Annotated in this window: 19 protein-coding genes and 1 tRNA gene; 8 read left to right on the top strand and 12 right to left on the bottom strand. The window is 47.1% G+C overall.

The window, feature by feature from the left end; genetic code table 11:
* Positions 1-159 precede the first annotated feature (159 nt).
* Positions 160-1,752, top strand: coding sequence for an ABC-F family ATPase (locus L8G48_RS06315; protein WP_248263807.1), 1,593 nt, complete (start codon positions 160-162; stop codon positions 1,750-1,752).
* Between the two features lie 89 nt (positions 1,753-1,841).
* On the opposite strand, the gene L8G48_RS06320 is transcribed toward L8G48_RS06315, so the two are convergent.
* The 5 genes from L8G48_RS06320 to L8G48_RS06340 all read right to left on the bottom strand — a co-directional run bounded on the left by L8G48_RS06320 (position 1,842) and on the right by L8G48_RS06340 (position 6,325).
* Complete coding sequence (locus tag L8G48_RS06320) at positions 1,842-2,459, bottom strand: glutathione S-transferase family protein (RefSeq protein ID WP_248263755.1); 618 nt, start codon at positions 2,457-2,459, stop codon at positions 1,842-1,844.
* A 49-nt stretch (positions 2,460-2,508) separates the two neighbouring features.
* Positions 2,509-3,159 carry a DUF1707 SHOCT-like domain-containing protein gene (locus tag L8G48_RS06325; RefSeq protein WP_248263756.1) on the bottom strand — a complete coding sequence of 217 codons (651 nt, stop codon included), beginning with the start codon at positions 3,157-3,159 and terminating at the stop codon, positions 2,509-2,511.
* 382 nt (positions 3,160-3,541) lie between these two features.
* Positions 3,542-3,724 (bottom strand): type II toxin-antitoxin system RelE/ParE family toxin, encoded by a 183-nt coding sequence (locus tag L8G48_RS06330; protein ID WP_248263757.1) that lies wholly within the window; start codon positions 3,722-3,724, stop codon positions 3,542-3,544.
* A gap of 3 nt (positions 3,725-3,727) precedes the next feature.
* Entirely contained in the window at positions 3,728-3,958 is a 231-nt protein-coding gene (locus tag L8G48_RS06335) for a ribbon-helix-helix domain-containing protein (protein WP_248263758.1), read from the bottom strand.
* A 153-nt stretch (positions 3,959-4,111) separates the two neighbouring features.
* Positions 4,112-6,325, bottom strand: a complete 2,214-nt coding sequence (locus tag L8G48_RS06340; RefSeq protein ID WP_248263759.1) for a putative bifunctional diguanylate cyclase/phosphodiesterase — start codon at positions 6,323-6,325, stop codon at positions 4,112-4,114.
* 245 nt (positions 6,326-6,570) lie between these two features.
* Here L8G48_RS06340 and L8G48_RS06345 point away from each other — a divergent pair, with 245 nt between their 5' ends.
* From L8G48_RS06345 to L8G48_RS13610, 4 genes are all read left to right on the top strand, one after another.
* On the top strand, positions 6,571-8,541 hold the full coding sequence (locus L8G48_RS06345) for a sensor histidine kinase (protein WP_248263760.1): 1,971 nt from the start codon (positions 6,571-6,573) through the stop codon (positions 8,539-8,541).
* A gap of 106 nt (positions 8,542-8,647) precedes the next feature.
* On the top strand, positions 8,648-9,373 hold the full coding sequence (locus L8G48_RS06350; RefSeq protein ID WP_248263761.1) for a nucleoside-binding protein: 726 nt from the start codon (positions 8,648-8,650) through the stop codon (positions 9,371-9,373).
* A 16-nt stretch (positions 9,374-9,389) separates the two neighbouring features.
* The gene (locus tag L8G48_RS06355) at positions 9,390-11,051 is read left to right on the top strand and encodes a methyl-accepting chemotaxis protein (protein WP_248263762.1); all 1,662 of its coding nucleotides are present in this window, start codon (positions 9,390-9,392) and stop codon (positions 11,049-11,051) included.
* 60 nt (positions 11,052-11,111) lie between these two features.
* On the top strand, positions 11,112-11,273 hold the full coding sequence (locus L8G48_RS13610; protein ID WP_443986712.1) for a transposase: 162 nt from the start codon (positions 11,112-11,114) through the stop codon (positions 11,271-11,273).
* A gap of 345 nt (positions 11,274-11,618) precedes the next feature.
* Here L8G48_RS13610 and L8G48_RS06360 read toward each other — a convergent pair.
* From L8G48_RS06360 to L8G48_RS06375, 4 genes are all read right to left on the bottom strand, one after another.
* Positions 11,619-11,694 (bottom strand) — tRNA-Phe (locus L8G48_RS06360).
* Between the two features lie 103 nt (positions 11,695-11,797).
* Positions 11,798-13,708 (bottom strand): biosynthetic arginine decarboxylase, encoded by a 1,911-nt coding sequence (gene speA / locus L8G48_RS06365; protein WP_248263763.1) that lies wholly within the window; start codon positions 13,706-13,708, stop codon positions 11,798-11,800.
* Position 13,709: 1 nt separating this feature from the next.
* Positions 13,710-14,636, bottom strand: a complete 927-nt coding sequence (speB, locus tag L8G48_RS06370) for an agmatinase (protein ID WP_248263764.1) — start codon at positions 14,634-14,636, stop codon at positions 13,710-13,712.
* A gap of 18 nt (positions 14,637-14,654) precedes the next feature.
* On the bottom strand, positions 14,655-15,689 hold the full coding sequence (locus tag L8G48_RS06375) for a 6-phosphofructokinase (protein WP_248263765.1): 1,035 nt from the start codon (positions 15,687-15,689) through the stop codon (positions 14,655-14,657).
* Positions 15,690-15,760: 71 nt separating this feature from the next.
* Between L8G48_RS06375 and L8G48_RS06380 the strand changes: the two genes are divergently transcribed.
* Positions 15,761-16,831, top strand: coding sequence for an Ldh family oxidoreductase (locus L8G48_RS06380; protein ID WP_248263766.1), 1,071 nt, complete (start codon positions 15,761-15,763; stop codon positions 16,829-16,831).
* Here the strand turns inward: L8G48_RS06380 and pdxH are convergent.
* Genes pdxH through L8G48_RS06395 form a run of 3 tightly spaced genes read right to left on the bottom strand, consistent with a single transcriptional unit; the run spans position 16,812 to position 20,687 of the window.
* Positions 16,812-17,450 carry a pyridoxamine 5'-phosphate oxidase gene (gene pdxH, locus L8G48_RS06385; RefSeq protein WP_248263767.1) on the bottom strand — a complete coding sequence of 213 codons (639 nt, stop codon included), beginning with the start codon at positions 17,448-17,450 and terminating at the stop codon, positions 16,812-16,814. The genes L8G48_RS06380 and pdxH overlap by 20 nt on opposite strands.
* Positions 17,451-17,471: 21 nt before the next feature.
* Positions 17,472-19,019, bottom strand: coding sequence for a response regulator (locus L8G48_RS06390; protein ID WP_248263768.1), 1,548 nt, complete (start codon positions 19,017-19,019; stop codon positions 17,472-17,474).
* A gap of 15 nt (positions 19,020-19,034) precedes the next feature.
* Positions 19,035-20,687 (bottom strand): amidohydrolase, encoded by a 1,653-nt coding sequence (locus L8G48_RS06395; RefSeq protein WP_248263769.1) that lies wholly within the window; start codon positions 20,685-20,687, stop codon positions 19,035-19,037.
* Positions 20,688-20,888: 201 nt separating this feature from the next.
* Here L8G48_RS06395 and L8G48_RS06400 point away from each other — a divergent pair, with 201 nt between their 5' ends.
* Together L8G48_RS06400 and L8G48_RS06405 are read left to right on the top strand one after the other, a co-directional pair.
* A complete protein-coding gene (locus L8G48_RS06400) occupies positions 20,889-21,512 on the top strand; it encodes a LuxR C-terminal-related transcriptional regulator (RefSeq protein WP_248263770.1) in 624 nt (207 codons plus the stop codon).
* A 10-nt stretch (positions 21,513-21,522) separates the two neighbouring features.
* Entirely contained in the window at positions 21,523-22,050 is a 528-nt protein-coding gene (locus L8G48_RS06405; protein WP_248263771.1) for a DUF1285 domain-containing protein, read from the top strand.
* Positions 22,051-22,058 lie beyond the last annotated feature (8 nt).

Genomic DNA, 22,058 nt, shown 5'->3' on the forward strand with positions numbered 1-22,058 from the left:
TGGCGCTGCCCACCTTCTCGATAGTTCATTGCAACTGTTTTGGCGATAAAGTCAGACGGCATCATTTTTACCGATTTCTCAATCTTCCTTTGTAATTTACGCAAAAAACACGTACATTGCGCGCTCAATTTTTACCCTATAGTCCTGGATGTTGAATACGTGATTTCTGCTGCAAATATCACCATGCAATTTGGTGCGAAGCCTCTTTTTGAAAATATTTCTGTTAAATTTGGTAACGGTAATCGTTATGGTCTGATTGGAGCCAACGGCTGCGGTAAGTCGACGTTCATGCGCATTTTGAGCGGTGAACAAGAGCCTTCGGCGGGCAATGTGTCGCTGGAGCCAAACATTCGTATCGGTAAACTGCGTCAGGATCAGTTTGCTTTTGAACAGTACAGTGTAGTCGATGCCGTTATTATGGGGCATGAAGAGCTTTGGGCCGTCAAAGAAGAGCGTGATCGTATTTACAGCAGCGGCGAAATGACCGAAGAAGACGGTATGCGCGTGGCTGATCTGGAGACCGAATTTGCGGAAATGGATGGTTACACGGCGGAGTCACGCGCCGGTGAATTATTGCTGGGCCTGGGCATTCCCGTAGAACAGCACTTTGGGTTGATGTCGGCGCTGGCACCGGGCGTAAAAATTCGAGTGTTATTGGCGCAGGTTCTGTTTTCTGAGCCGGATCTCATGCTGCTGGACGAACCGACCAACAACCTGGACATCAATACCATTCGCTGGCTGGAAGGTGTTTTGGCCGAAAAACAAAGCACCATGATCATTATTTCGCACGACCGCCACTTTTTGAATTCGGTGTGTACGCATATGGTGGACATTGATTACGGCGAATTGCGTGTGTACCCGGGGAATTACGACGAATACATGTTTGCCGCCACTCAGGCACGTGAGCAGCTGATGAGCGATAACGCCAAGAAGAAAAAGGAAATTGCCGAGCTGCAGAGCTTCGTTAGCCGCTTCTCAGCGAATGCGTCTAAAGCTAAACAGGCAACGTCGCGTCAAAAGCAAATGGAAAAAATTCAGCTGGAAGAGGTTAAAGCCTCTAGCCGGGTTAACCCCTATATTCGTTTCACGCAAGAGAAGAAGCTTTACCGGCTGGCGCTTGAGACTGAAAATGTGCGTAAAAGTTTTGATGATGAAGCGGTTCTGAAAGGCCTGAGTACCTCGATAGAAGTGGGTGAAAAAGTCGCAATTATCGGCGCGAACGGTATTGGTAAAACCACCTTATTGAAGTGTCTGATGGGCGAGTACACACCGGATTCCGGTACTATCAAATGGTCTGAAAACGCCAATATAGGTTACTACGCGCAGGATCACGCACACCTCTTTAAACAGGATATTACCGTTTACGAATGGATGTATCAGTGGAAAAAACCGGGTGATGACGAGCAGGCCATTCGCGGTGTACTGGGTCGTATGTTGTTCTCTTCGGACGACATTCAAAAGCCGGTATCGATTTTATCCGGTGGTGAGAAAGGCCGTATGATCTTCGGCAAGCTGATTCTGCAAAAGCCGAATATTCTGGTGATGGATGAACCGACCAACCACCTGGATATGGAATCTATCGAGTCATTGAATATGGCGCTGGAACAGTTTGAAGGCACCTTGCTGTTTGTCAGTCATGACCGCGAGTTTGTGTCGTCATTAGCTACCCGTATTATCGAGATAACCGACAAAGGCTTACGCGACTTTGCCGGTAGTTACGACGAGTATCTGAAACAGCTGGCAGCGGCTTAACGCTGCACCATTTTTGGGGCGCTTTTGACCGGTTCGTCAGGGTCGCCCATACGCTCCGGCAGCTGTGTAGAGTTCAATCATGTTTTTCCTTAAACCTTTGATGAATCACGCTCTTTCATACGCTCGTACCAGGCCTTTAGATTAGGCCAGCGGTCATCAACGCGAAGCTGAATCACCTTGGCAAAATCCACTGTGCAGAAGGCGTTAATATCGGCCGTGGTGAAACGTTCGAGTGCAACGAACTGATGTTCGGCTAAGTGCTTGTTCAGAAAGTCAAAGAAGTTGAGGGTCGCTTCGCGATTGGTTTCTCCCCACTCTTTAATGGGGTTTATACGGTGTTTGAAATAATCAGTGGTGTGCTGAAAACAATTGCCAATGGGCAGGAATAAATAGAAATCTACCCAGCGTGTCCATTGTTCAATAATGGCCTGCTCTTCAGCGGTATTACCAAGCAACGTTTCAGAGTCGGGAAAGGCGGCTTCAAAATACCGGCAAATGGCCATGGTTTCGCCAATGCAGGTGCCGTTATCCAGTTCCAGCACCGGTACTTTTTTCATCGGGTTTTTTTGCTCAAATTCCGGCGTTAGGTTTTCGCCTTTGGACAGGTTCAGCTCAATGCAGTCAACCTTGTCCAATAATCCTTTTTCTGCAAGAAACATTCGTACCCGGCGTGGGTTCGGGGCTTTAGCCATTTCATAAAGTTTCATTGAGCTAACTCTCTGTTAAATTGAATGTTAGTTCCAATTTACTCCGACTTTACCGAGATTGAAAGGTGTCCTTAAGGCTATTGGCGAAGGCGACAAATTTTTCTTTAATGGTTTGTTTTATTTTAACCTCGACAGACCCCAGAACTTGCAGACCTTCAATACGAAGGTGCGGTGCTTGCTTTAGACTACCCATTGAAGGGGCCTTGTTTTCCGTTGAACCCAAAATATTAAATACGTTGGTGCTAATAGTGATTTCTTCAGGTACGTAAATTTCGAGACTGGAAAGGCCTCCGATAATTTTTATGGTGACGTCCGGTTGCTGAAATATGGCATCAGTAAAATCGAGTTCGACCGAGCCGAGTAACGCATAGACAGTTATTTCCCGCGGAACTGTCCAGACACCACTACGCTCGTTGGAGGATAAGATAGACACCACATTTTCCGTTGGCTGAACACGCCCCTTGCCGTAATGTGGCGAAAACTGCTGCTCTTTTATGTTATCGTATGACGAATCGGGTTTAAGTTCCAGGTCTTCGACCAGTTCAGCAAGTTGTGCGTGTGCGGTGGCGTCCATAGCCTGATCAAGCCGACGTTCGAACGCTTCGGCGGATAGCTCGCCGTGGCTGTAATTCATGACCAGTTGGTCAATGGTTTCCTCACGCACTTTTTCTATTGGGCGGTCTTCAAATTTTACACTCATGTTGCTTCCTTGTTGTTCTTATCTTCTTATTATGGACAACAAAGCAATTATTAGGCCAAAAATAATATTAAATAAAATCAATAGGTTAAAATATCGATGTTTAACTTAGCTGTTTTAATCGACTAAATTTTAGCAAAATCGACGAGTCGATAAGAATTTTGTTAAACCAACAATGGCGAAGAGGCACTTTTATGGCGCACGGTGTGGGAATTGCGCAAGCCGAGGAAGCGTAACCTTAATTGCTCCGGCGTTTGAAAAAAGTTCGGGTGTTATGTCGTCATAACCACTGTTCTGCGTCTTGACCGCCAAGAATGGCCATTATTTCTACTTGGTTGCCGTTAATCCGAAAGTAGATGCTATCGGCACCGCAAACGCATCTTCTTTAGCCTTTTCGAATGTGATCGACAGAAGGATAGTTTAGTGGGTTATTGGCTATTGTTTCGAAGGATTGAAATAGACGATAGAAATAGTTGTCCGCCTGCCGTTCGCCAAACGTCAGGTAACCATAATTATAAATGCGATTAATATCAGCTTTCGCGTTAGTACTTAATTTATACGACGCCACGAGTTAACGCGCTAAATTAGCTTTGAACTCATGCAACATTTCTTCAGGGGACTGCTCGGTGAATCCGCTGACCTCTGCTGACTCGAGCTTTTTATTAATTGCTTCAGCACGGCGAGCACGTCGAATGAGGTCATTAACTAATTCGCTCTTGCTGTTGTATTCACCCACTTCCTGTACGTGCTGGCAAAGCCAACGATCATTTTGTTCGGTTAAGGTAATACTTTGTCTGCTCATTGCGTTCCACCTGCATGCTGTTGTGATGTAAAATTAGACCAGGCTGGTTCATTCGTACAGTGAAACTCTATTATTTGAAAAGGCTCACTTTGACAATCTACAAATTGCCGGGTGAATGCCGGGAAGCCCACTATGCATTCTTCACGAACCTGTTTACTCATTAGCACTAAGCATTAGCCAACTTTCAAATTGATACGCGTCCATGGGGCGTGCGAAAAAGTACCCTTGTCCTTCCTCACAACCCGTCTGTCGCAATGCGTCTAGCTGCCCCTGGGTCTCAATGCCTTCGGCAATGGTGTGCATTTTAAAGTTACCGGCAAGCTCTTTAATAGTGCGCGCAATAGTGTAGTTGGGTTGGTCGGCGGCGCTGCCGCTAATAAAATTGCGATCAATTTTTAGTCGGTTGAACGGTAAGTTGCGTAAAACGCTGAGGGATGAATAACCAGTGCCAAAATCGTCCATCGAAATACTGATGTTATGCTCGCGCAGTTTCTGTAATTTTTTAGTTACGCTGATAATGTCTTCTGCTGCAATAGATTCGGTCAGTTCAATTTCAATTTGATGGCCTGCAACCCTTTGCGCCTGCATATGCTGAATGACCGATTCAACAAAATCGTCTTCTTTGAGTTGTACCAGGGATACGTTAACGGCAACACGAAAGGTGTCATCAACTTTTCCACTAAGACTTGAACGCCAGCGCAAAGCTGTGCTGAGCACCCACTCGCCAATAGCGACTATCATGCCGGATTGTTCTGCTAATGGTATGAAACTGTCCGGGGGAATAAATTTGCCGTCGTCAGTTTCCCAGCGTAGTAAGGATTCCGCGCCAACAGTGACGCCATCCTGAAGACGAATAAATGGCTGAAAATGCAATTTCAAGCGCTGACTTGAAAAGGCCGCTCGCAGACGATTTAACATTTGCATTCTGTCTCTGGCTTTATCGGCCTGCTCTGTGGCAAATAAAACGGTTTTGCCGCGGTTAAAATATTTTGCCTGTTTGAGAGCGACCCCCGCATTTTTGATGAGTTCCGCCGCTGAGAGTGAGTCATCGTCAACTAAAATAAGACCGCTGGTCGCTGAAATTCGAAGCGACTCATTTTTATGAAGCGTAAAAGGCTCGGAGAAAACGGATTCAATGATTTGAGGCGTTAGATCCTTGTGATTGGCAAATACGCCGAAAATATCTCCACCGACTCTCGCAATACAATGGCTGCGTGGTAGATGTGTACACAATCGTTGTGCCACGGCACAGAGTATTTCATCGCCAAACGCATCATCCAACACGCTGTTCATGTAAGAAAAACCGTCTAAATCGATAAGTGCTAGGGCTTTTTTTGAGCGTGGGCTGTGGTTCAGCTGGCGCCCAATTTCCGTCATAAAACCGTTTCGGTTGGGTAGCTTAACTAGCGAATCCTGAAACGCGAGTTGTTCAATAGAACTGTACAACTGGAGGTTTTCGAAAGTCACAGCAATATTACTACAAAACACTTCCAGCAGCCGTTGCTCTGATGCTGTGATGGTATGCTCTGGCTCAACCAGTGCCGCTAAAGCTTGGTTATTGGCGCCGGGGAAATACACACAGATACCGTTATCAAAGATATGCTTTTTTGATTCTAACACTTGAGTTAACTGTTTACGGACACGTTCTTCCGGTAACTTCGCCAGAGGTTCACCTTCCCAGTCTGAAAAATGCCCGGCTGCTGAGAGAATAAAAGGGGCTTCCTTTGGCGGGTTAAGCGCCGCACAAATCAGGCATTCCTTTTCAATGTCGAGCAACGTACACAGATAGGTGATGACATCAGCGGCGAAATTATTAATATTGGAGAGACGACTCAGTGCTGCGGTAGCGACTAGCGTTTCTTGCAGACCTTTGCTGTTAGCCTCAAGCTGTTTAATTTGTGAGTAAGAGCGTATTGCGATAGCAATACTGGTAATAAGTCGCGTACGGGTGAGTTCGGACTTGGTTTTGTAATCATTAATATCATACAGACGAATGGTGTCACTTTCGGGCGCAAACCCCGGCTGTCCTGTGCGTAAAATGAGTCTAATGCTGTGATTATGAAGTTGGTCACGAATGGCCTGCACTAAACTTAAACCTGAGTCGTCATTCTCCATAACCACATCAATCAGGGCAACGGAAAAGTCGTTTTCCTGGCGAAGAAGCCTGAGTCCTTCTACAGCCGAATAGGCATCCACAAAAGTAAGCTCAGCATCTTCGATCGATAAGTCTTTTAAGGCTAACTTTGTTGTAACGTGAACATCAGGGTCGTCATCGACAATGAGTATTTTCCATGGCGTTAACTTCAGGCCGGGCGCTTCTTCCACTTCGTCAGCAAACTCGATCAGTTCGTCGTTGTTATCAATCATAATTCTACCCTCAAAACCAATTTTTAGAGCTGCTATGGAAATTCTGGCTTACTGAAAGTTAAAAGCAAGCAAGGAAGTGATACGCACGCTAAAATCATTTCAATTTAAATTATATTTAACAGGTAATTAACTAAATGTTATTAGTTAACGGTTAAAAGTTGAGTTTTGACTTTATATTTTAACAAAATTTCTAATATTAGTTTACGATGTGACTAAGGTTTTGGATTATGTCGAGGGTGGCATTAATGATAAGTAAACCGTTTTTGATGATTCGACAGCAAATCAACCTTGGGCTTGTGCTTGTTTTGATCATGGCGATTTTGATCATTGTTGCGGTAGTAGAGCTAAAAGTGAAACCCAATTTAATTGAACAGCAGCAGCAAAAAATTGCTGCAAACCAAAACGAGCTGGTCGACTTAATTAATGCGCGCCTGGGTCAGGTTGAAGTGCTGGCCAGTACACTGGCGGTTGTGACTACGACGCTTCCACATGACGAAGACATATTCAAAGACCTACTACCCTCAGTTATGGATAATCGTGGCGATGCGTCCATAGCCGGAGGAGGGGTTTGGCCAGAGCCCGGAGCTTTCACTAAAGGGGTGGAGCGGCGAAGTTTTTTTTGGGGCCGGAAAAACGGCAAGCTGGAGTATGTTGACGACTATAACGATCCCAGCGGTACCGGCTATCATAACGAAGACTGGTATCTGGCCGGTTTAGATGTAGCTGCCGATAAATGTCTCTGGTCGGGAGCTTACATTGATCCTTACACTAAGACCCCCATGGTGACTTGCACGGTGCCTATGCATGAAAGTGTCGATTTTGCCGGAGTGGCTACCATTGATGTGAAGCTTGATGATATTACGCGGATATTAGAGAGTCACGGTAATGAAAATGGCGGCTACGCCTTTGCTATTGATTCAGAAGGGCACATTATAAGCTTTTCTCAGTCATTGGTGGAAATTGAAAAAAAGAGGGATTCACTGTTGTCTGTCAGTGAGCTGAGTCAGCAACTACCCTGGCTTAAAAACAGTTTAACCCAGGCGAGTGCTTCACAGGAAAGGAACCTGATTGAATTACAGCAAGACGCTATTCTGCAAGAAGCGGCTTACTTAGACGTAATTAAGAACCCCGAAACTGGATGGATCATTGGCTTAGTGGTGCCCAAAAGCCGGATGACTGCCATGGCCGATAATATGGGGGTTTTCCTGATGCTGGCTATTGGCGGCTTATTAGTCGCTTTCGGTGTCGTCGCCGCGTTCTTGTTTCGTAATTTGCTTTACAAAATTCGACAAACAACAACGCAAGTGCGCGAACTCACCGAGGGCGAAACCAGGCGAACACTCAGACCGGGAACCATGAACGAAATTGGTGAATTACGCCAGGCGGTGAATGCTTACGGCGACAAACTTAAGTCTCTGTTACAACATATAGAAGAGGTACAGGATGAGCTTGTACAAAGTGAAAAGTTGGCGTCTCTTGGAGCGCTGGTGGCAGGAGTCGCACATGAGTTGAATACCCCCATAGGCAATGCGTTAATGTCATCGACCTATATACGGGATGCCAATAAACAGTTTACGAAGAAAATGAACCAAAAAATGACTCGGCGTGACTTAATAAACTATATTGAAGATATTACAGAAGGCGCTGACATTATTGAACGTAACCTGACTCGCTCAGCTGAGTTAATCGGGGCGTTTAAGCAACTGGCGGTTGATCAGACCAGCTCTCATCGGCGTGAATTTGAGTTAAACGGATTAGTGCAGGAAGTTAGCCTGTCAATGCGCCCCACATTACAAAAAACGCCGTATAGCCTGGAAATTGAAATTCCCTATAAAATCCATCTTGACAGCCACCCAGGTAAGTTATCACAAGTATTAATTAACCTGATTAATAATGCAGTGATCCACGCTTTTAATGAGCGTGATGCTGGCACTATTCGCATTCTGGCCCGCCAGGAGAAAGCCGGTAAGGTACGGTTAGCCGTGATAGATAATGGCTGCGGTATATCGGCAGATAAACAAAAACGAATTTTTGATCCGTTTTATACAACGAAATTAGGCAAAGGCGGTTCGGGGCTTGGACTGCATATAACCTTTAATTTAGTAACAGGCATTTTGGGAGGGCATATTGATGTGGAGAGCGACGAAGGTAAAGGCAGTTGTTTTGCTCTGACTCTTCCGGTCATTGCCCCGCATTTGGATGACGCAAAAAGGTGACCTTAAGCAGTTGAGCTGTTTGTGAGCTTTCTTGTTAATAAAAGCTAAAAACTGCCGATAAACTGAGATAGGTTCGTAACTTTTTACAAACGGATAGTGAAAAACAATGAGAATTGAACTTCTTGCCTTTGGGGCACTTTTTTTAGCCACACCGGCACAGGCAAAAATATTGTGGCAGGATGTTAGCGCCACTTATTTATACGGAGAAAACTACCGTGTTGGAGACAATCGCCGCGAAGTATTGACCTTTGAACACGCTGCAGGAGCCAGCTGGGGAGATAGCTTTTTTTTCCTGGATCATTTGCGTTCTCGCAGCGGCAGCCGCGAAAATTATGCCGAATGGTCACCGCGTTTGAGTGGCTGCAAATTAGGTATTTACTGCCCTGAAGAAGAGGGGCTGATTAAAGATGTGTTGTTTGCAAATACTGTTGAGATGTCCCAACAAGCAACTCACTTTTTACACGGCGTAGGTGTGGACCTGAACCTACACGGCTTTAACTACCTGGAATTGAATACCTATCGTCGTAATAATGATGGAGTAGAGGATAACTGGCAGCTGACAGCGACTTGGGCCTACCCTTTTTCCATTGCTGAGCAGTCATTTCTTTACGACGGTTTTCTGGACTGGTTTTCCAGCACTGAAGATCAGCGTGCGAGCCTTAACTGGACGTCTCAGCTTAAATGGAATGCCGGCGAAGCTATAGGGCTGGATAATCGTTTGTATCTGGGCATTGAATACGTGTACTGGCGCAATAAGTTCGGCATTGCTGATACGCTGGGCTTTCCTACCCATGAGTCCAACGTCAATCTGTTAGTCAAATTCCACTTTTAACCGAAGAGGCACAAACATGGCCAGACTTTCGATAAAACTTCGTATTCTCTTGTTAGCGGCTGTACCTACCTCGTTGCTGGGCGTTGTACTGATTCTTATCTCGGTAATATCAGCAAATGATATTAGCGAAACCAGTGTAGAGCAGCAGCAGGAAGCTCTGTATCAACAAAAACGCCAGGAATTAGACAGACTGCTGGAGTTGGCGATAACGGCTGGTAAAAAGGCCAGTAACCAAAACGAGCTAAAGGATATTTTACGTGAACTGCGCTATGACAATGACCAGAATTACTTCTTTGTTTATAACATGGAAGGAGTACAGGTTGTCAGTGCGGATGACCCAAGCCGTGAAGGTAAAAATTACTACGATAGCCGCTCCCCGGAGGGGCGCTACCTGGTACGCGAATATATTGATGCGGCTAAGCAAGGCGGCGGTTATGTAGAATACAATTGGCCTAAGGCGGGCTCCTCAGTGGCCAGCCCTAAGCTAGCCAAAGCTATCAAATACCCGGGTACGGACTGGGTTATTGCAACCGGATTTTACATCGATGACTTGCAGCAGAAGTTGTCAGAGCTGGAATCGGAACTTCAGTCCAGCACCAATAAAAGTGCCGCTTTTACGGTTATAGTGGCTATTGTATCACTGGTTGTGGTTATTGGACTGGGGCTTATTTTAGCTCGTAGTATTATTACGCCATTGAACCGGGCGGTCGAGGCGATGAGGAATATCGCCAGCGGCGAAGGGGATCTGACCCGACGCCTGGATGAGGATGAGGTGAAGGAGCTGGGAACCTTGGCGCTGGCCTTTAATACCTTCGCATCTAAAGTGGCCAATATGGTGGAGCAGCTTCGGGGCTCGGTGCAAACACTGGCCACATCCAGTCAAGAGCTCAGTACGATCATGGAACAGGCGGATGCGGGCGTAAAACGCCAGCATGATGAGAGCGAACAAGTGGCTGTTGCTATGAACGAGATGTCAACGACCGCTCAGGACGTGGCATCCAGTGCCAGTAATGCAGCCGGTGCCACCAGTGAAGTGGAACGACAGGTGCATGAAGCCAGCCAACGCATTGATAATGCCATTAATGTGGTTCGCGGTCTGGAGCAGAATGTGAATACGGGTGTGGATGTGATCTCTAAAGTCGGCGGAGAGTCCAAGAGCATAGGTGGCGTGTTAGAAGTGATAAGCGGCATTGCCGAGCAAACTAACCTACTGGCATTAAACGCGGCAATTGAAGCAGCACGGGCCGGTGAACAAGGCCGGGGATTTGCCGTGGTTGCTGATGAGGTACGCACGTTGGCGTCAAGAACTGCCGAAAGCACCGAAGAAATCAACCAGATGATCAGTCGTTTGCAAAATGGTGCTGAAGAGGCGGTGAGCGCCATCGACCAGATACGAGACGGCAGTGACCGCACGGTGTCGCAGACTCAGGAAGTGGATAAATCCCTTAAGGAAATTTATGAAGCCGTATCCACTATCAATAATATGAATAGTCAAATTGCTACTGCCGCTGAAGAGCAGACCTCGGTGTCCGAATCCATTAATGAGAACTTGCATACCATAGTCAGCATTACCGAGGAGTCGGTAGAGGGTACCAATAACGCTCGTAAGATAGCCGATGATCTCAGTAAGCTGTCCGGTGATATCGAGAGTTTAGTGGGACAATATAAGACGCAATAGCTTAGGGAGTCTGGAATGAGGGATCGGACCAGAAAGCTTAGCGTCGGACGGCGATCCGGAATGGCTGTTTATTTTGAGCTGTCCGATGGTCAGGTAAATGACATCGGACATGCCGAGAGCTTGATAGCCAATGCACGTCAAGCCTGTCTCATCTGTGCGGATAAAGGCTACGACAGTGAGTCTCTAAGAGATTATATAAAGCGAATATTCCACGTAAAGTAAATAACCAATTGGGCAATGCTGATATGGATTGGTTTCTGTATTCCTGTGGTCAAACGGATACCGTAAAAATGGTTAGCTACCCTCTCAAACAAGCTTACGGTTAGCAAACCTCTAATGTTTGGGTTTGGGCTTAGCCTCGCTAACTTCTCGAGCGCTTAGTGGTTTGGTGATTCTAGCCATTTTAGTAATAGGCCTTTAGTACACTTCATTCTGTGTTACTAAACAGTGTACTAAAAAGTGTGGATATTACTGAACCATAAAGGACGGCAAAAGACCGATAACCCGCTAAAGCTTTTGTTTAATAAGGGATTAAAGTACAAATGAGGACCACTTAGGAGGGGGAAGTGGTGCCCGGAGGCGGAATCGAACCACCGACACGAGGATTTTCAATCCTCTGCTCTACCGACTGAGCTATCCGGGCAACGAGGCGTATTAAACGTTTTTTTCAGTTTCGAGTCAACCGCTTTTTGTACCTTTTCTACTGTTTGCTCAGTAATTGCACATTAAGCGGTTGTTTCGGTGGATTATTCAACACTCAGGTAGGTGCTGCCGGCTAGACACTGCTCGTAAAAGTTGGTCCAGCGGACGCCTTCACGGGGAGCCAATGAGCCTTTGCGTACCTGACGGTCAATTTGTTTCTTCACGGTTTTGGCCATGTACTCGGTATTATACTGCATGGTTTGCAGTACTTTTTCGGCCGATGTACCCGGTACTACTTCTTCAATATAGAAGTCGCCGGGTTCGTCGTCGTGACAGTAAACATGCACTTCGGTTAAGCGGCCAAACAGGTTGTGCATGTCGCCCATAACGTCCTGATAGGCACCGGTGAGGAATAAGCCCACATGGTAGTTCTCGCCTTTGCGCAGGTTATGCATGGGAATATGGTCGCTAATTTCGGTGCCTTCAATGTATTTACTGAGCTTACCGTCGCTGTCGCAGGTAATATCGACAATAGAACAACGTACTTCGGGTTGTTCGTTCAGGCGCGAAATAGGCACTACAGGTAATACTTGCCCTATGGCCCAGGTGTCTGCCGCTGACTGAAATACTGAAAAGTTACACAGATACTGGCTGGCGAGCATGTCTTCCAACTCTTCCAGCTCCTGAATAACATAGGTATCTTTATCCAGCGCATGATGGATATCTGCCAGTATTTGCCAGTACATGGTGTCCAGCTTGGCCATCTCATTTAGCGACAAAATACCCAGCTTAAAAGCTTCATAGGCATTTTGTTTATAACCGGCGGCGTCGTTGTAACGTTCCTGCGGATGAAACTGGTCGCCGGAATTATGCAGCTCGCGCATGTTCTTAACCAAAATGTGTTCGTCGCTGCTGGCGCTGATATCGTACTGCGTACCGGCGGGCTTCATTTCACCAACGATATTGGTGACGACACAGCTGTGGTGCGCAGTCATGGCGCGGCCGCTTTCGCTGACTAAGTTCGGGTGGGGTACTTCTTCTAAATCACAAATTTGTTTAACGCCCCAGACCACGTCGGCAATATACTCTTCCGTGGAGTAGTTACGCGAAGAGTCGCTGGTGGTACTGGTACCGTCGTAATCTATACCTAAGCCGCCGCCGATATCCAGATACTCTAAAGGCACACCTTCCTGTACGAGTTTGGCGTACAGGCGCGCGCCTTCATTAACAGCTTCTTTAATTTTGCGAATGTCTGACAACTGACTGCCAATGTGAAAATGCAGCAATTTGGCGCAGTGCAGCATGTCTTCTTCACGCAGGCGTTCAATAACATTCAAAATTTCAGCAATGCTCAAACCGAACTTAGCCCGGTCGCCACTGGAGCCGGCCCATTTACCTGAGCTTTTCACCATCATTTTTGAGCGCAGTCCAATCATCGGCTCAACGCCCATTTGCTTGGCCAGCGGAATCAGCATTTCCAGCTCGCTGAACTTTTCAATAACGATGATCATCTTACGTTTAAGCTGACGGCCAAGTAGTGCCAGGGTCAAATAATCTTTATCTTTATAGCCATTTAGAATGGTCAGTGCATCGGGGTTATCGTTGTACGCCATAACCGCCACCAGCTCTGGCTTAGAACCGGCTTCCAGACCGTAATTATAAGGTTCACCGGCGTCCATAATCTCCTCGACCACTTCGCGCATTTGGTTCACTTTAATTGGGAACACACCGCAATATTTGCCCTGATAGTTTGCTTCATCTATCAACTTGCCAAAGGTTTCGTTAATAATTTCAACCTGCGAGCGCAAAATATCGTGAAAGCGAATAACGGCGGGAAACTGAATGCCCTCAGAGATAATTTCATCCACCACTTCTTTCATATCAATGGTGACATCCGGCAAACGGTGGTTCGGGCAAATTTGAATGTTGCCGTTTTCGCCAATGGAAAAATACCCTGCGCCCCAGCGGTTAACCCCGTACAATTCTTCTGCTTGATCAATATTCCAGTCTGACATCTCAGGCTCCTGACTGTTGTAATACGAGGAGTAATTCGCGCACAATTTTGGCCGCGAACACGTCGGAATTGCCGGTCGGGTCTATTTGTGGCGACAACTCAACCACATCAGCACCGACCAGATTTTTCTGGCGCAGAAGCTTCATTAAACTGATAAAAGAGTGGAAATCTTCCCCGCCGGGTTCAGGGGTTCCGGTGCCTGGCAAGAAGGAGGGGTCGAAGTAGTCTAAATCCAGTGTCAGGTATACCGGACGGTCTTGGGCAATAGCCTCAACACTATCGAGAAAGTCTTTACGCGAACTGCGGATGGTTTTGTGTTCTTTCATCCACTGATATTCATTGCGGGTACCTGAGCGAATACCGTACTGAATTAACTCGTGCTCCGGGCCAAAGTGGTCAACGGAACGGCGAATAATGGAAGCATGGGAATAATGGTAACCGAGAAAACCGTCGCGCAAATCCGCATGCGCATCCAAATGCAGCAGCACTAAATCCGGATACTGTTTCAAATATTTAACGATAGGCGCATAAGAAATAGAGTGTTCGCCGCCTAGGGTCAGCAGTTTGATGTTTTCCTGTGCTAAGTCGCAGGTGTCAAAAATGGCATTAAAGTCGTGAACGGCGTGATGCCACTGTTTTTCTTCATCTTCGTCAAAGCCCAAGCGCAAGTTGCCCAGGTCATAGAAGGTTTGGTCTTCTAGGTCAGCATCGAGATACGGTGAGTAAGATTCAATATCTTCAGAGACCGCGCGTAAACCGTCGGGACCTTCTTTGGTGCCTTTACGAAAACAGGCAGTACCATCAAAACCAAAGCCCAGAATATGAGTATGTCCCGGGTGTAAGTCGGTGCTGTGCTTTGCGCCAAAAAATGGGCGGCTTGGGTCATTTAATGGTACAGGTAGTGACGCTGTCAGTGGCGTTAGGGGCATGGTTGTTGCTGACCTCTCTTACTGTGTCGATTTTTTACGGTCTTTTTTAACCGGATTAAACAGACTTTGTTGGATATTAATTAACTCTTCGCTCAGTTTCTTACGCTTTGTCCAGGTATCAGCTAAAGGCGTTTCGCTGAGCTCATTTGCGGTAACCCCGGCCATAACGCCGGTTTTATTCTGACGCACCAGTTCAACTGCATGCACACCCAATCGGGTACCTAAAATTCTATCCATAGCAGTGGGTCGGCCACCACGCTGAACGTGACCTAACAAACAAGGTCGACAGGGTAAGTTAAGCCTGTCTTCAAGCTGTTCCGCCAGTCGCACTGCGCCACCGGGCCACTGGTTTTCGCATAACACCATCACGTAACTGGAATCGCCGCGAACCCGTTGTACCGATTCAATGTGTTTAACCAGCGCCTCCACCGTTAATGGCTTATCTTTTTGCAGCTCGGGTAAAATCATCCGTTCGGCACCACAGGCCAGGGCACTGCTAATGCCGATGTAACCAGCATTGCGGCCCATAACCTCGACAATAAAAACACGATCCATGGCTTCAGCCGTGTCCCGTATTTTATCCAGCGCATCCATAGCGGTTTCTACTGCTGTGTCATAGCCAATAGTGTTATTGGTGCCAAAGAGATCATTATCAATGGTTCCCGGAATACCAATAATCGGGCCTTTCCAAAAGTTGGCTAAATGTTCAGCCCCACGGAACGAGCCGTCGCCGCCAATCACAATAAAGGCGTCAATTTGATGCGCATCTAAATTGGTTGCTGCTTCCGTGGCGCCTTCCTCGGTTCTGAAACGCTCGCTGCGAGCGCTTTTAATAATGGTGCCGGAATATTGCAAAATGTGCTCAACATCGGCGCGATCCAGCTTTACAAAGTCGTTATTCAGCAGCCCTTCATAGCCATGGCGAAAGCCCAGCACTTCAATACCATAGTTTTCCGCAGCCAGAACCACGGCGCGGATAGCGGCATTCATGCCAGGAGCATCACCACCACTGGTGATAATGGCGATACGGTTTATTGTGTTTACAGATGACACAATCTTTACTCCTTGATAATGTCTTATGCGTAGCTTAAACGACCTACAGGCCGTGACCAAGAGGAAATTTCATGAGCACTGATGTTGTACGTTTTGATTATTCGGAATTATCGGACTGGGCATGTGCCTGTTTAACCGAAGCAGGGGCTTCGGGTGAAGTAGCGCGTAATGTCAGTTACTACCTGCTGGAAGGTGACTTGCTAGGGTTTAGCACTCATGGATTAATCCGGCTGTTAAACAATTGCCAATGGCTGCACAACGGTAAAAGTCTGCCGAAAGGAGAGCCGGTAGTGCTGAGTGAACGGGCTGCCGTGGCTAACTGGGATGCCCAATTCCTGCCCGGACCCTATGTGGTGCCGCAGGCCATTGACTCGGCGTGTGAAATGGCAAAGCAGGCGGGTACCGGAACCGTTGTTGTGCGCCGCAGCCAGCATGTGGCTTCGTTAGCGGCGTATTTAACCATAGCCACCGATCAGGACTTAGTCGTCAGTTTGATGTGCTCAACACCGGGGCAGCGTGCGGTGGCGCCGTTTGGTGGTAAAGAAGCGGTGTTCTCGCCCAATCCTTTTGCGGTAGGTGTGCCCAGCTCTAATGAACCTTTGTTATGTGATATCAGTTTTTCGATGACCGCCGCCGGCAAAGTGCGTCAGGCGAAAGCCAACGGCACAACGTTACCCTATAAGGCACTGATTAAGCCAGACGGTGAATGGACCGATGATCCGTTAAGCTTCTTTGAGACGCCGGGCAGTGCGATAGCGCCGTTGGGCGGCGAGCAACTCGGTTATAAAGGTTATGGCCTGACATTATTCAGTGAAATTTGGTCCATGGCACTGAGTCAGTACGGCCGTCGGCAGGGCACTGAGGATGGTGATGCAAATTCAGTATGGGTGCAGGTGATTGACCCGGAAGCCTTCGGCGACAAACAGATGTTTTTACAGCAGGTTGATGACTTACTGGAAGACAGCAGGAAAAGCGCGGCCGTTGATCCGGAACAACCGGTGCGTATTCCTGGAGAAGCGGCGCAGCAGCGTAAAAAGGAACAATTGCAAAAGGGCGTGCGTTACAGCAGCGCAACGTTAAAGGTGTTGCAACGCTGCGCTGAATTCTGTGGTGTGACCCTGCCTACGGCTGTAAACGAGTAATACGCCAGTTAGCGCCATCTTTACTGTACAGATAGCGGTCATGCAGACGATGTTGGCCGCCTTGCCAAAATTCAAATTGCTGTGGTTCGACACAATACCCCCCCCACTGACGCGGGCGCGGAACCTCAGTGTTCTCGTATTCCTTAAGTAGTGACTGATAGTGACTTTCGAGTACATCGCGACTTTCTACCGGACGACTCTGTTGCGAAGCAAGGGCCGCAACCTGACTCTCTTTAGGGCGTGAATGAAAATAACGATCGTTATCTTCGTCATCAAGCGGTACAGCCTTGCCAATAATACTGACTTGTCGCTCTAATGGCAGCCAGGCAAAGTGCAGAGCTGTTTGAGCATTAGCGCTGATGTCCTGACCCTTTTGACTGTTTTTATTGGTGTAAAAACGAAACCCCTGATGGTCATAAGCTTTCAGCAAAACCACTCGTTGGCTGGGTATCTGTTGAGCATTAACCGTGGCTAATGTCATTGCGGTAGGGTCGCTTAGCGCATCACTTTCTACAGCCTGCTGCATCCATTTTTCAAATTGCTTAAGCGGTTCTGACAGCAGTTGCTCACGATGCAGACTGCCCAACCCGTATTCCCGACGCATCGTTTGTAAATCCATGCCCACTCCCTAATTGCTGTGTTAATGTTTATCCAGGTACCGATGGCGTATCTTTTCCATGGCATCCAGGTTATCGAGCATCAGTCCGACCAACTCAGGATCGAAAAACTTACCGCTGTGCTGCAGCAGATAGTCAGCGGCATCCTCTGACTCCTCGGCGTCACGATAATTGCGTTGCGTGCGTAAAGCATCGAAATGACTGGTGATGCTCATTATGCGAGCGTTAAAATCAATATCTGTGCCGGACTTCTGGTTTGGAAAGCCAGAGCCGTTCCAGCGCTCATGAATGTCCTGAGCAATAACAGCGGCAAGTTTTGCGACGTTGCTATCTGTCTGGTTTAAGTAATCATGCCCCTGAATAACTTTTTGCATGATTTCTTCATAATCGTGAATGCTTAACGCATCGGCGCGTTGAGCTAATTCCATTTGTACTGAGACTTTACCAATATCGTACACAGAGGCGGCCTGTTTTAAGGCTTCGGCCTGCTCGTGTGTTGCTCCCGAAAAAATAACCAGTTGGCCGGCCATTTCGGCTGATCGTTTAACATGATGACTGATTTCATCAATGGAATGTTTTTCGATTGCCTCACCCACGCTATAAAGCAACTCACGCTGTGCTTGCCGTTCGTTTTCGGTGGCTTGCAGGTTATCAATAGCGATGGAGCTATTATTCACAAAAAGACCTAACAGGTTTTGATCAAGCTCAGATAAATCGCGAACACCACGAATAAAGAGCAAATATTGACGCGAACTGCTGGTCTTATAAAGTCCGTAGTAGTTGCCCTCAACAATGCGAAAATCAACATTCTGCGAGTTTTGTTGCATTGGGCGGACAATTTCCCAGTCAATTTCAGTTTTGACCGGTTGTCCGGCCGCATCCTGATATTCGCCGGTTCCACCAATGATCTCAAAAGGCTCATTAGTGTTGGAGCTGGCAGTAAGCGAATCCATGCGGCAATACATGGCATCGTCAGATAAGGTAATTAATGCTACCAACTGCTCAAGTATTCCCTGGCAAAGGCCTTGCATTGAACGTGCGGAAAACACTTCGGCAGAGGCATTAATCACTTTCTCCAGACCGCGCTTGTTACGTTCAATTGATTTCAAATCGCGATAGGCGCGCAGGCAGGAGTACATCAGAGTAACTAGTTTTCGGTAAGTCAGCTCGGTTTTTTCTTTATAGTCGTCGATGTCATAACGGGCTATAACGTCTTCCTCTGGCGCCTGGCCGGGTTGACCGGTGCGTAAAACAATCCGGACTAAGCGGTTTTTCCGTGTTTCGCGGACCCAGCGTGCGACATCCAAACCGGCGTGGTCCGTTTCCATCACCACATCTAACAGCATCATGGCAATGTCGCTATGGTCCTGCAAAAACTCAATAGCGTCTTCGCCGGAATACACTGAATGGAACTCTAACGGGCGGCCATCCAGTTTAAACTCACCCAGAGCCATTTTGGTAATGGTGTGTATTTCTTCGTCATCATCAACAATCAATACGTGATAAGGCTCTGCAATTTCTTCTTCAGCAATATCGGGTTCGTCTTCAGAAAATAAAAAATCATCGTTCATGCTGATATATCCTTCTTAATAGACTCGTTCACCGGCAACATAGGTTTGCTCTACCTTTGTTTGCCAGATATCACTGGAATCGACGGCAAAGGGGTCCTGTTCAAGCACAATAAAGTCAGCCCATTTACCGGGTTCAAGTGAGCCCAGCGACTTTTCCTGCCAGGCGCTGTAGGCAGCATCGATAGTAAATGAGCGCAATGCTTGCTTCAGGCTCATTTTCTCTTCGGCATACCAGCCGCCAGCTGGCATGTTATCGCGACTTTGACGAGTAACAGCGGCGTGAAGTCCGTAAAATGGATTGGCCAGTTCAACCGGAAAGTCAGAACCGGCGGCAACAACGGTGCCTTGCTCCAGCAATGTCTGCCAGGCATAAGCACCTACCATGCGCTCCGAGCCCAGGCGATCTTCTGCCATGTTTTTATCGCTGGTTGCGTGTGTCGGCTGCATTGAAGCGATAAGGTTAAGCTCGTTGAAGCGCTTTAAGTCATCCGGATGAACGATTTGTGCATGCTCTATACGGTTCCGTAAATTACGGCCACCCAGCTCTTGGTAAATGTCAGCCATATTATCCAGTACAATGCGATTAGCGCGGTCGCCGATAGCGTGTGTATTGACCTGAAAACCATGTGGAATAATCAACTCATAAAGGTCACGGATTTTCTCTTCAGAGGTCACCATCAGACCATGATTATCGTGGTCATCGCTGTAGGGTTCTATTAAAGCCGCACCGCGGCTGCCTAAAGCGCCGTCAGCGTATATTTTAACACTGCGAATGGTTAGCTTTTGGTCGTTACTTTCATAAGGGCCTTCTGCCAGTAACTGAGGTAATTTCGGTTCTGTTGCGGCTATCATGCCATAAACCCGAAGCGGCATGCGCCCTTGATTCTGCAGTCCTTTATAAATCGAAATTTCATCGGAATTAATGCCGGCATCATGAACGCTGGTAATGCCTAATTTAATGAGATGCTGAAACGCTAACTCGTAGGCCGCTCGCTGCTGCTCAAGTGTTGGCTCGGGAATGATATCCGCAACCAATTGCATGGCATTATCAACCAGCACCCCGGTCGGATTTCCCTGTTCGTCACGGATAATTTCACCGCCTTGCGGAGCAACTGTGTCTTTATCAATGCCGGCCAGACGTAAGGCCTCTGTGTTTGCCCAGCCTGCATGAGCGTCGACACGCATTAACCAGACCGGACGGTCGGTGACAACTTCATCAAGGTGTGCCGCTGTGGGAAAGACTTTCTGCTGCCACTGCTCCTGGTTCCAGCCGCGACCGGTTATCCATTGCATTTTGGGGTGTTCACCGGCGTACGTTCTGACTTTTTGTACCGCGGCAGAAACGGAGTTGGTGTCACGCAGGTCAACCTGTAATAAGCTGCTACCCAGACTCTGGATATGGCCGTGCGCATCGGTTAAACCAGGGAATACGGTTTTACCCTGCATATCGACCGTGTTATCGGCTTCAGTAAAACGCTGAACCAGAGCGTCGCCGCCAATTGCCTGAATTTTTCCGTTCTCAACCAGCATACTTGAGAACTCTTGTAATACCGCTTGTTCTCCGGCCGGGCTGGTCAGGGTGTAGCCTTTCATGTTGGTATATAAAGCATCGGCAATAGCCGATGCTGATAAGCTCAGGCCGATAATCAGGCAAGTAATATGTCGCATAGTCATAAAACTCCGTTAATGAAAACTCAGGCGCTACTATAGCGTTTTTTCTATACAAGCGCCTAGGCGTTGCCGGAAGTTTTTGTTAATTCAGTTAACATGGGTTCTGTTTGCGGGTCAGATATCTGTAAAAAACTTGCTGTCTGTTATATTTTAGGTATGCTAAAAGTTAATTGAATAATCATTATTTTGGATTTCAGGATGAAAGTTCTAATTATTGACCCGCAGTTTTTTATGCGCTCCGGTCTTATACAAATTCTTACTAATTATGCGAGTCAGCCTTCAATTTATGAAGCAGAGTCGTTCGAGATTGCGGAAAATTATTTATCGGCCGATAATTATGATCTGATTTTTCTCGAGATGGATTTGCCGGACGCAGAGATTCGACCTGCGCTGCAACGCTTGAAAAAAGTGGCGCCGCGCACACACATTGTGTTGTTTACGCGCCCACGATCGATTTCTGAAGTTCGCCAGGTATTGTCGGTAGGCGTACGCAGCTATTTGCCCAAAGACAGTTCGGCCGAGCAGGCCAAAATGGCCATTCGGGCGTTGTTAAATGGTGATCGTTACATTCCGGATGACCCGCATCTGAATGAGCCCCGAGATAAGTCAAGTGGAGCAGAAAGCTTTTTGTCACCACGGCAATTGGAAATTATGCAATTACTGGCACAGGGCTTATCAAATAAAGAGATCGCTAATATTCTGGGTATTACTGAAGGCACTATTCGCGTACACTTGTCAGCGATATTTAAAGCCATAAAAGTATCAAACCGTACAGAAGCGACGCTGTGGTATTTATTAAGACAAAAGAAACTGGTGGATTAAACTTCGATTTATGTCGTTAAACCGTTTAATTTCTGAGTTAGAAAAACATCAACATGCGCCCACGGAATTGTGGGACCCGCCCTATTGTGGCGAGCTCCCTATCCATATTGCCACTAACGGCGACTGGTTTTATCAAAACAGCCCGATAAAGCGGCAGGCGCTGGTTAAACTATTTGCGTCGGTACTGGTGGTGGAAGAGGGTGAATATTTTTTAATAACACCCGCAGAAAAAGTTAAAATCACGGTTGAAGATACTCCTTTTGTGGTTGTCGACTGGCAGCAATTAAAACAAGATGGTCAGCAATTATTGCTGTTAACCACCAACATCGGTGATACTCTGATACTAAGTTCTGAACATCCACTCACAATGAAACAGGGTGTACCTTACATTTTGATGCAAAGAGGATTGACAGCGAGAGTACATCGCAATGTATTCTATCAGTGGGTTTCGCATGCGCAGTCCCGGACTCTCAACGGGCAGGAACAATGGTATCTTTCCAGCGCGGGTGAAATCTTTGTATTAGGAAATGTGGAATAGGACGTTGC

This window comes from Idiomarina aminovorans (assembly GCF_023155095.1).
GTDB lineage: Bacteria > Pseudomonadota > Gammaproteobacteria > Enterobacterales > Alteromonadaceae > Idiomarina > Idiomarina aminovorans.

What these genes read in the sequence shown, in the direction of transcription:
- L8G48_RS06405 (WP_248263771.1), top strand. Translation starts at nt 21,523, where the DNA reads ATGTCGTTAAACCGTTTAATTTCTGAGTTAGAAAAACATCAACATGCG.
- L8G48_RS06390 (WP_248263768.1), bottom strand. Translation starts at nt 19,019, where the DNA reads ATGAACGATGATTTTTTATTTTCTGAAGACGAACCCGATATTGCTGAA.
- L8G48_RS06335 (WP_248263758.1), bottom strand. Translation starts at nt 3,958, where the DNA reads ATGAGCAGACAAAGTATTACCTTAACCGAACAAAATGATCGTTGGCTT.
- speB (WP_248263764.1), bottom strand. Translation starts at nt 14,636, where the DNA reads ATGCCCCTAACGCCACTGACAGCGTCACTACCTGTACCATTAAATGAC.
- L8G48_RS06325 (WP_248263756.1), bottom strand. Translation starts at nt 3,159, where the DNA reads ATGAGTGTAAAATTTGAAGACCGCCCAATAGAAAAAGTGCGTGAGGAA.
- L8G48_RS06320 (WP_248263755.1), bottom strand. Translation starts at nt 2,459, where the DNA reads ATGAAACTTTATGAAATGGCTAAAGCCCCGAACCCACGCCGGGTACGA.
- L8G48_RS06395 (WP_248263769.1), bottom strand. Translation starts at nt 20,687, where the DNA reads ATGCGACATATTACTTGCCTGATTATCGGCCTGAGCTTATCAGCATCG.
- pdxH (WP_248263767.1), bottom strand. Translation starts at nt 17,450, where the DNA reads ATGGATTTACAAACGATGCGTCGGGAATACGGGTTGGGCAGTCTGCAT.
- L8G48_RS06340 (WP_248263759.1), bottom strand. Translation starts at nt 6,325, where the DNA reads ATGATTGATAACAACGACGAACTGATCGAGTTTGCTGACGAAGTGGAA.
- L8G48_RS06350 (WP_248263761.1), top strand. Translation starts at nt 8,648, where the DNA reads ATGAGAATTGAACTTCTTGCCTTTGGGGCACTTTTTTTAGCCACACCG.
- L8G48_RS13610 (WP_443986712.1), top strand. Translation starts at nt 11,112, where the DNA reads ATGGCTGTTTATTTTGAGCTGTCCGATGGTCAGGTAAATGACATCGGA.
- L8G48_RS06400 (WP_248263770.1), top strand. Translation starts at nt 20,889, where the DNA reads ATGAAAGTTCTAATTATTGACCCGCAGTTTTTTATGCGCTCCGGTCTT.
- L8G48_RS06355 (WP_248263762.1), top strand. Translation starts at nt 9,390, where the DNA reads ATGGCCAGACTTTCGATAAAACTTCGTATTCTCTTGTTAGCGGCTGTA.
- L8G48_RS06380 (WP_248263766.1), top strand. Translation starts at nt 15,761, where the DNA reads ATGAGCACTGATGTTGTACGTTTTGATTATTCGGAATTATCGGACTGG.
- speA (WP_248263763.1), bottom strand. Translation starts at nt 13,708, where the DNA reads ATGTCAGACTGGAATATTGATCAAGCAGAAGAATTGTACGGGGTTAAC.
- L8G48_RS06345 (WP_248263760.1), top strand. Translation starts at nt 6,571, where the DNA reads ATGATAAGTAAACCGTTTTTGATGATTCGACAGCAAATCAACCTTGGG.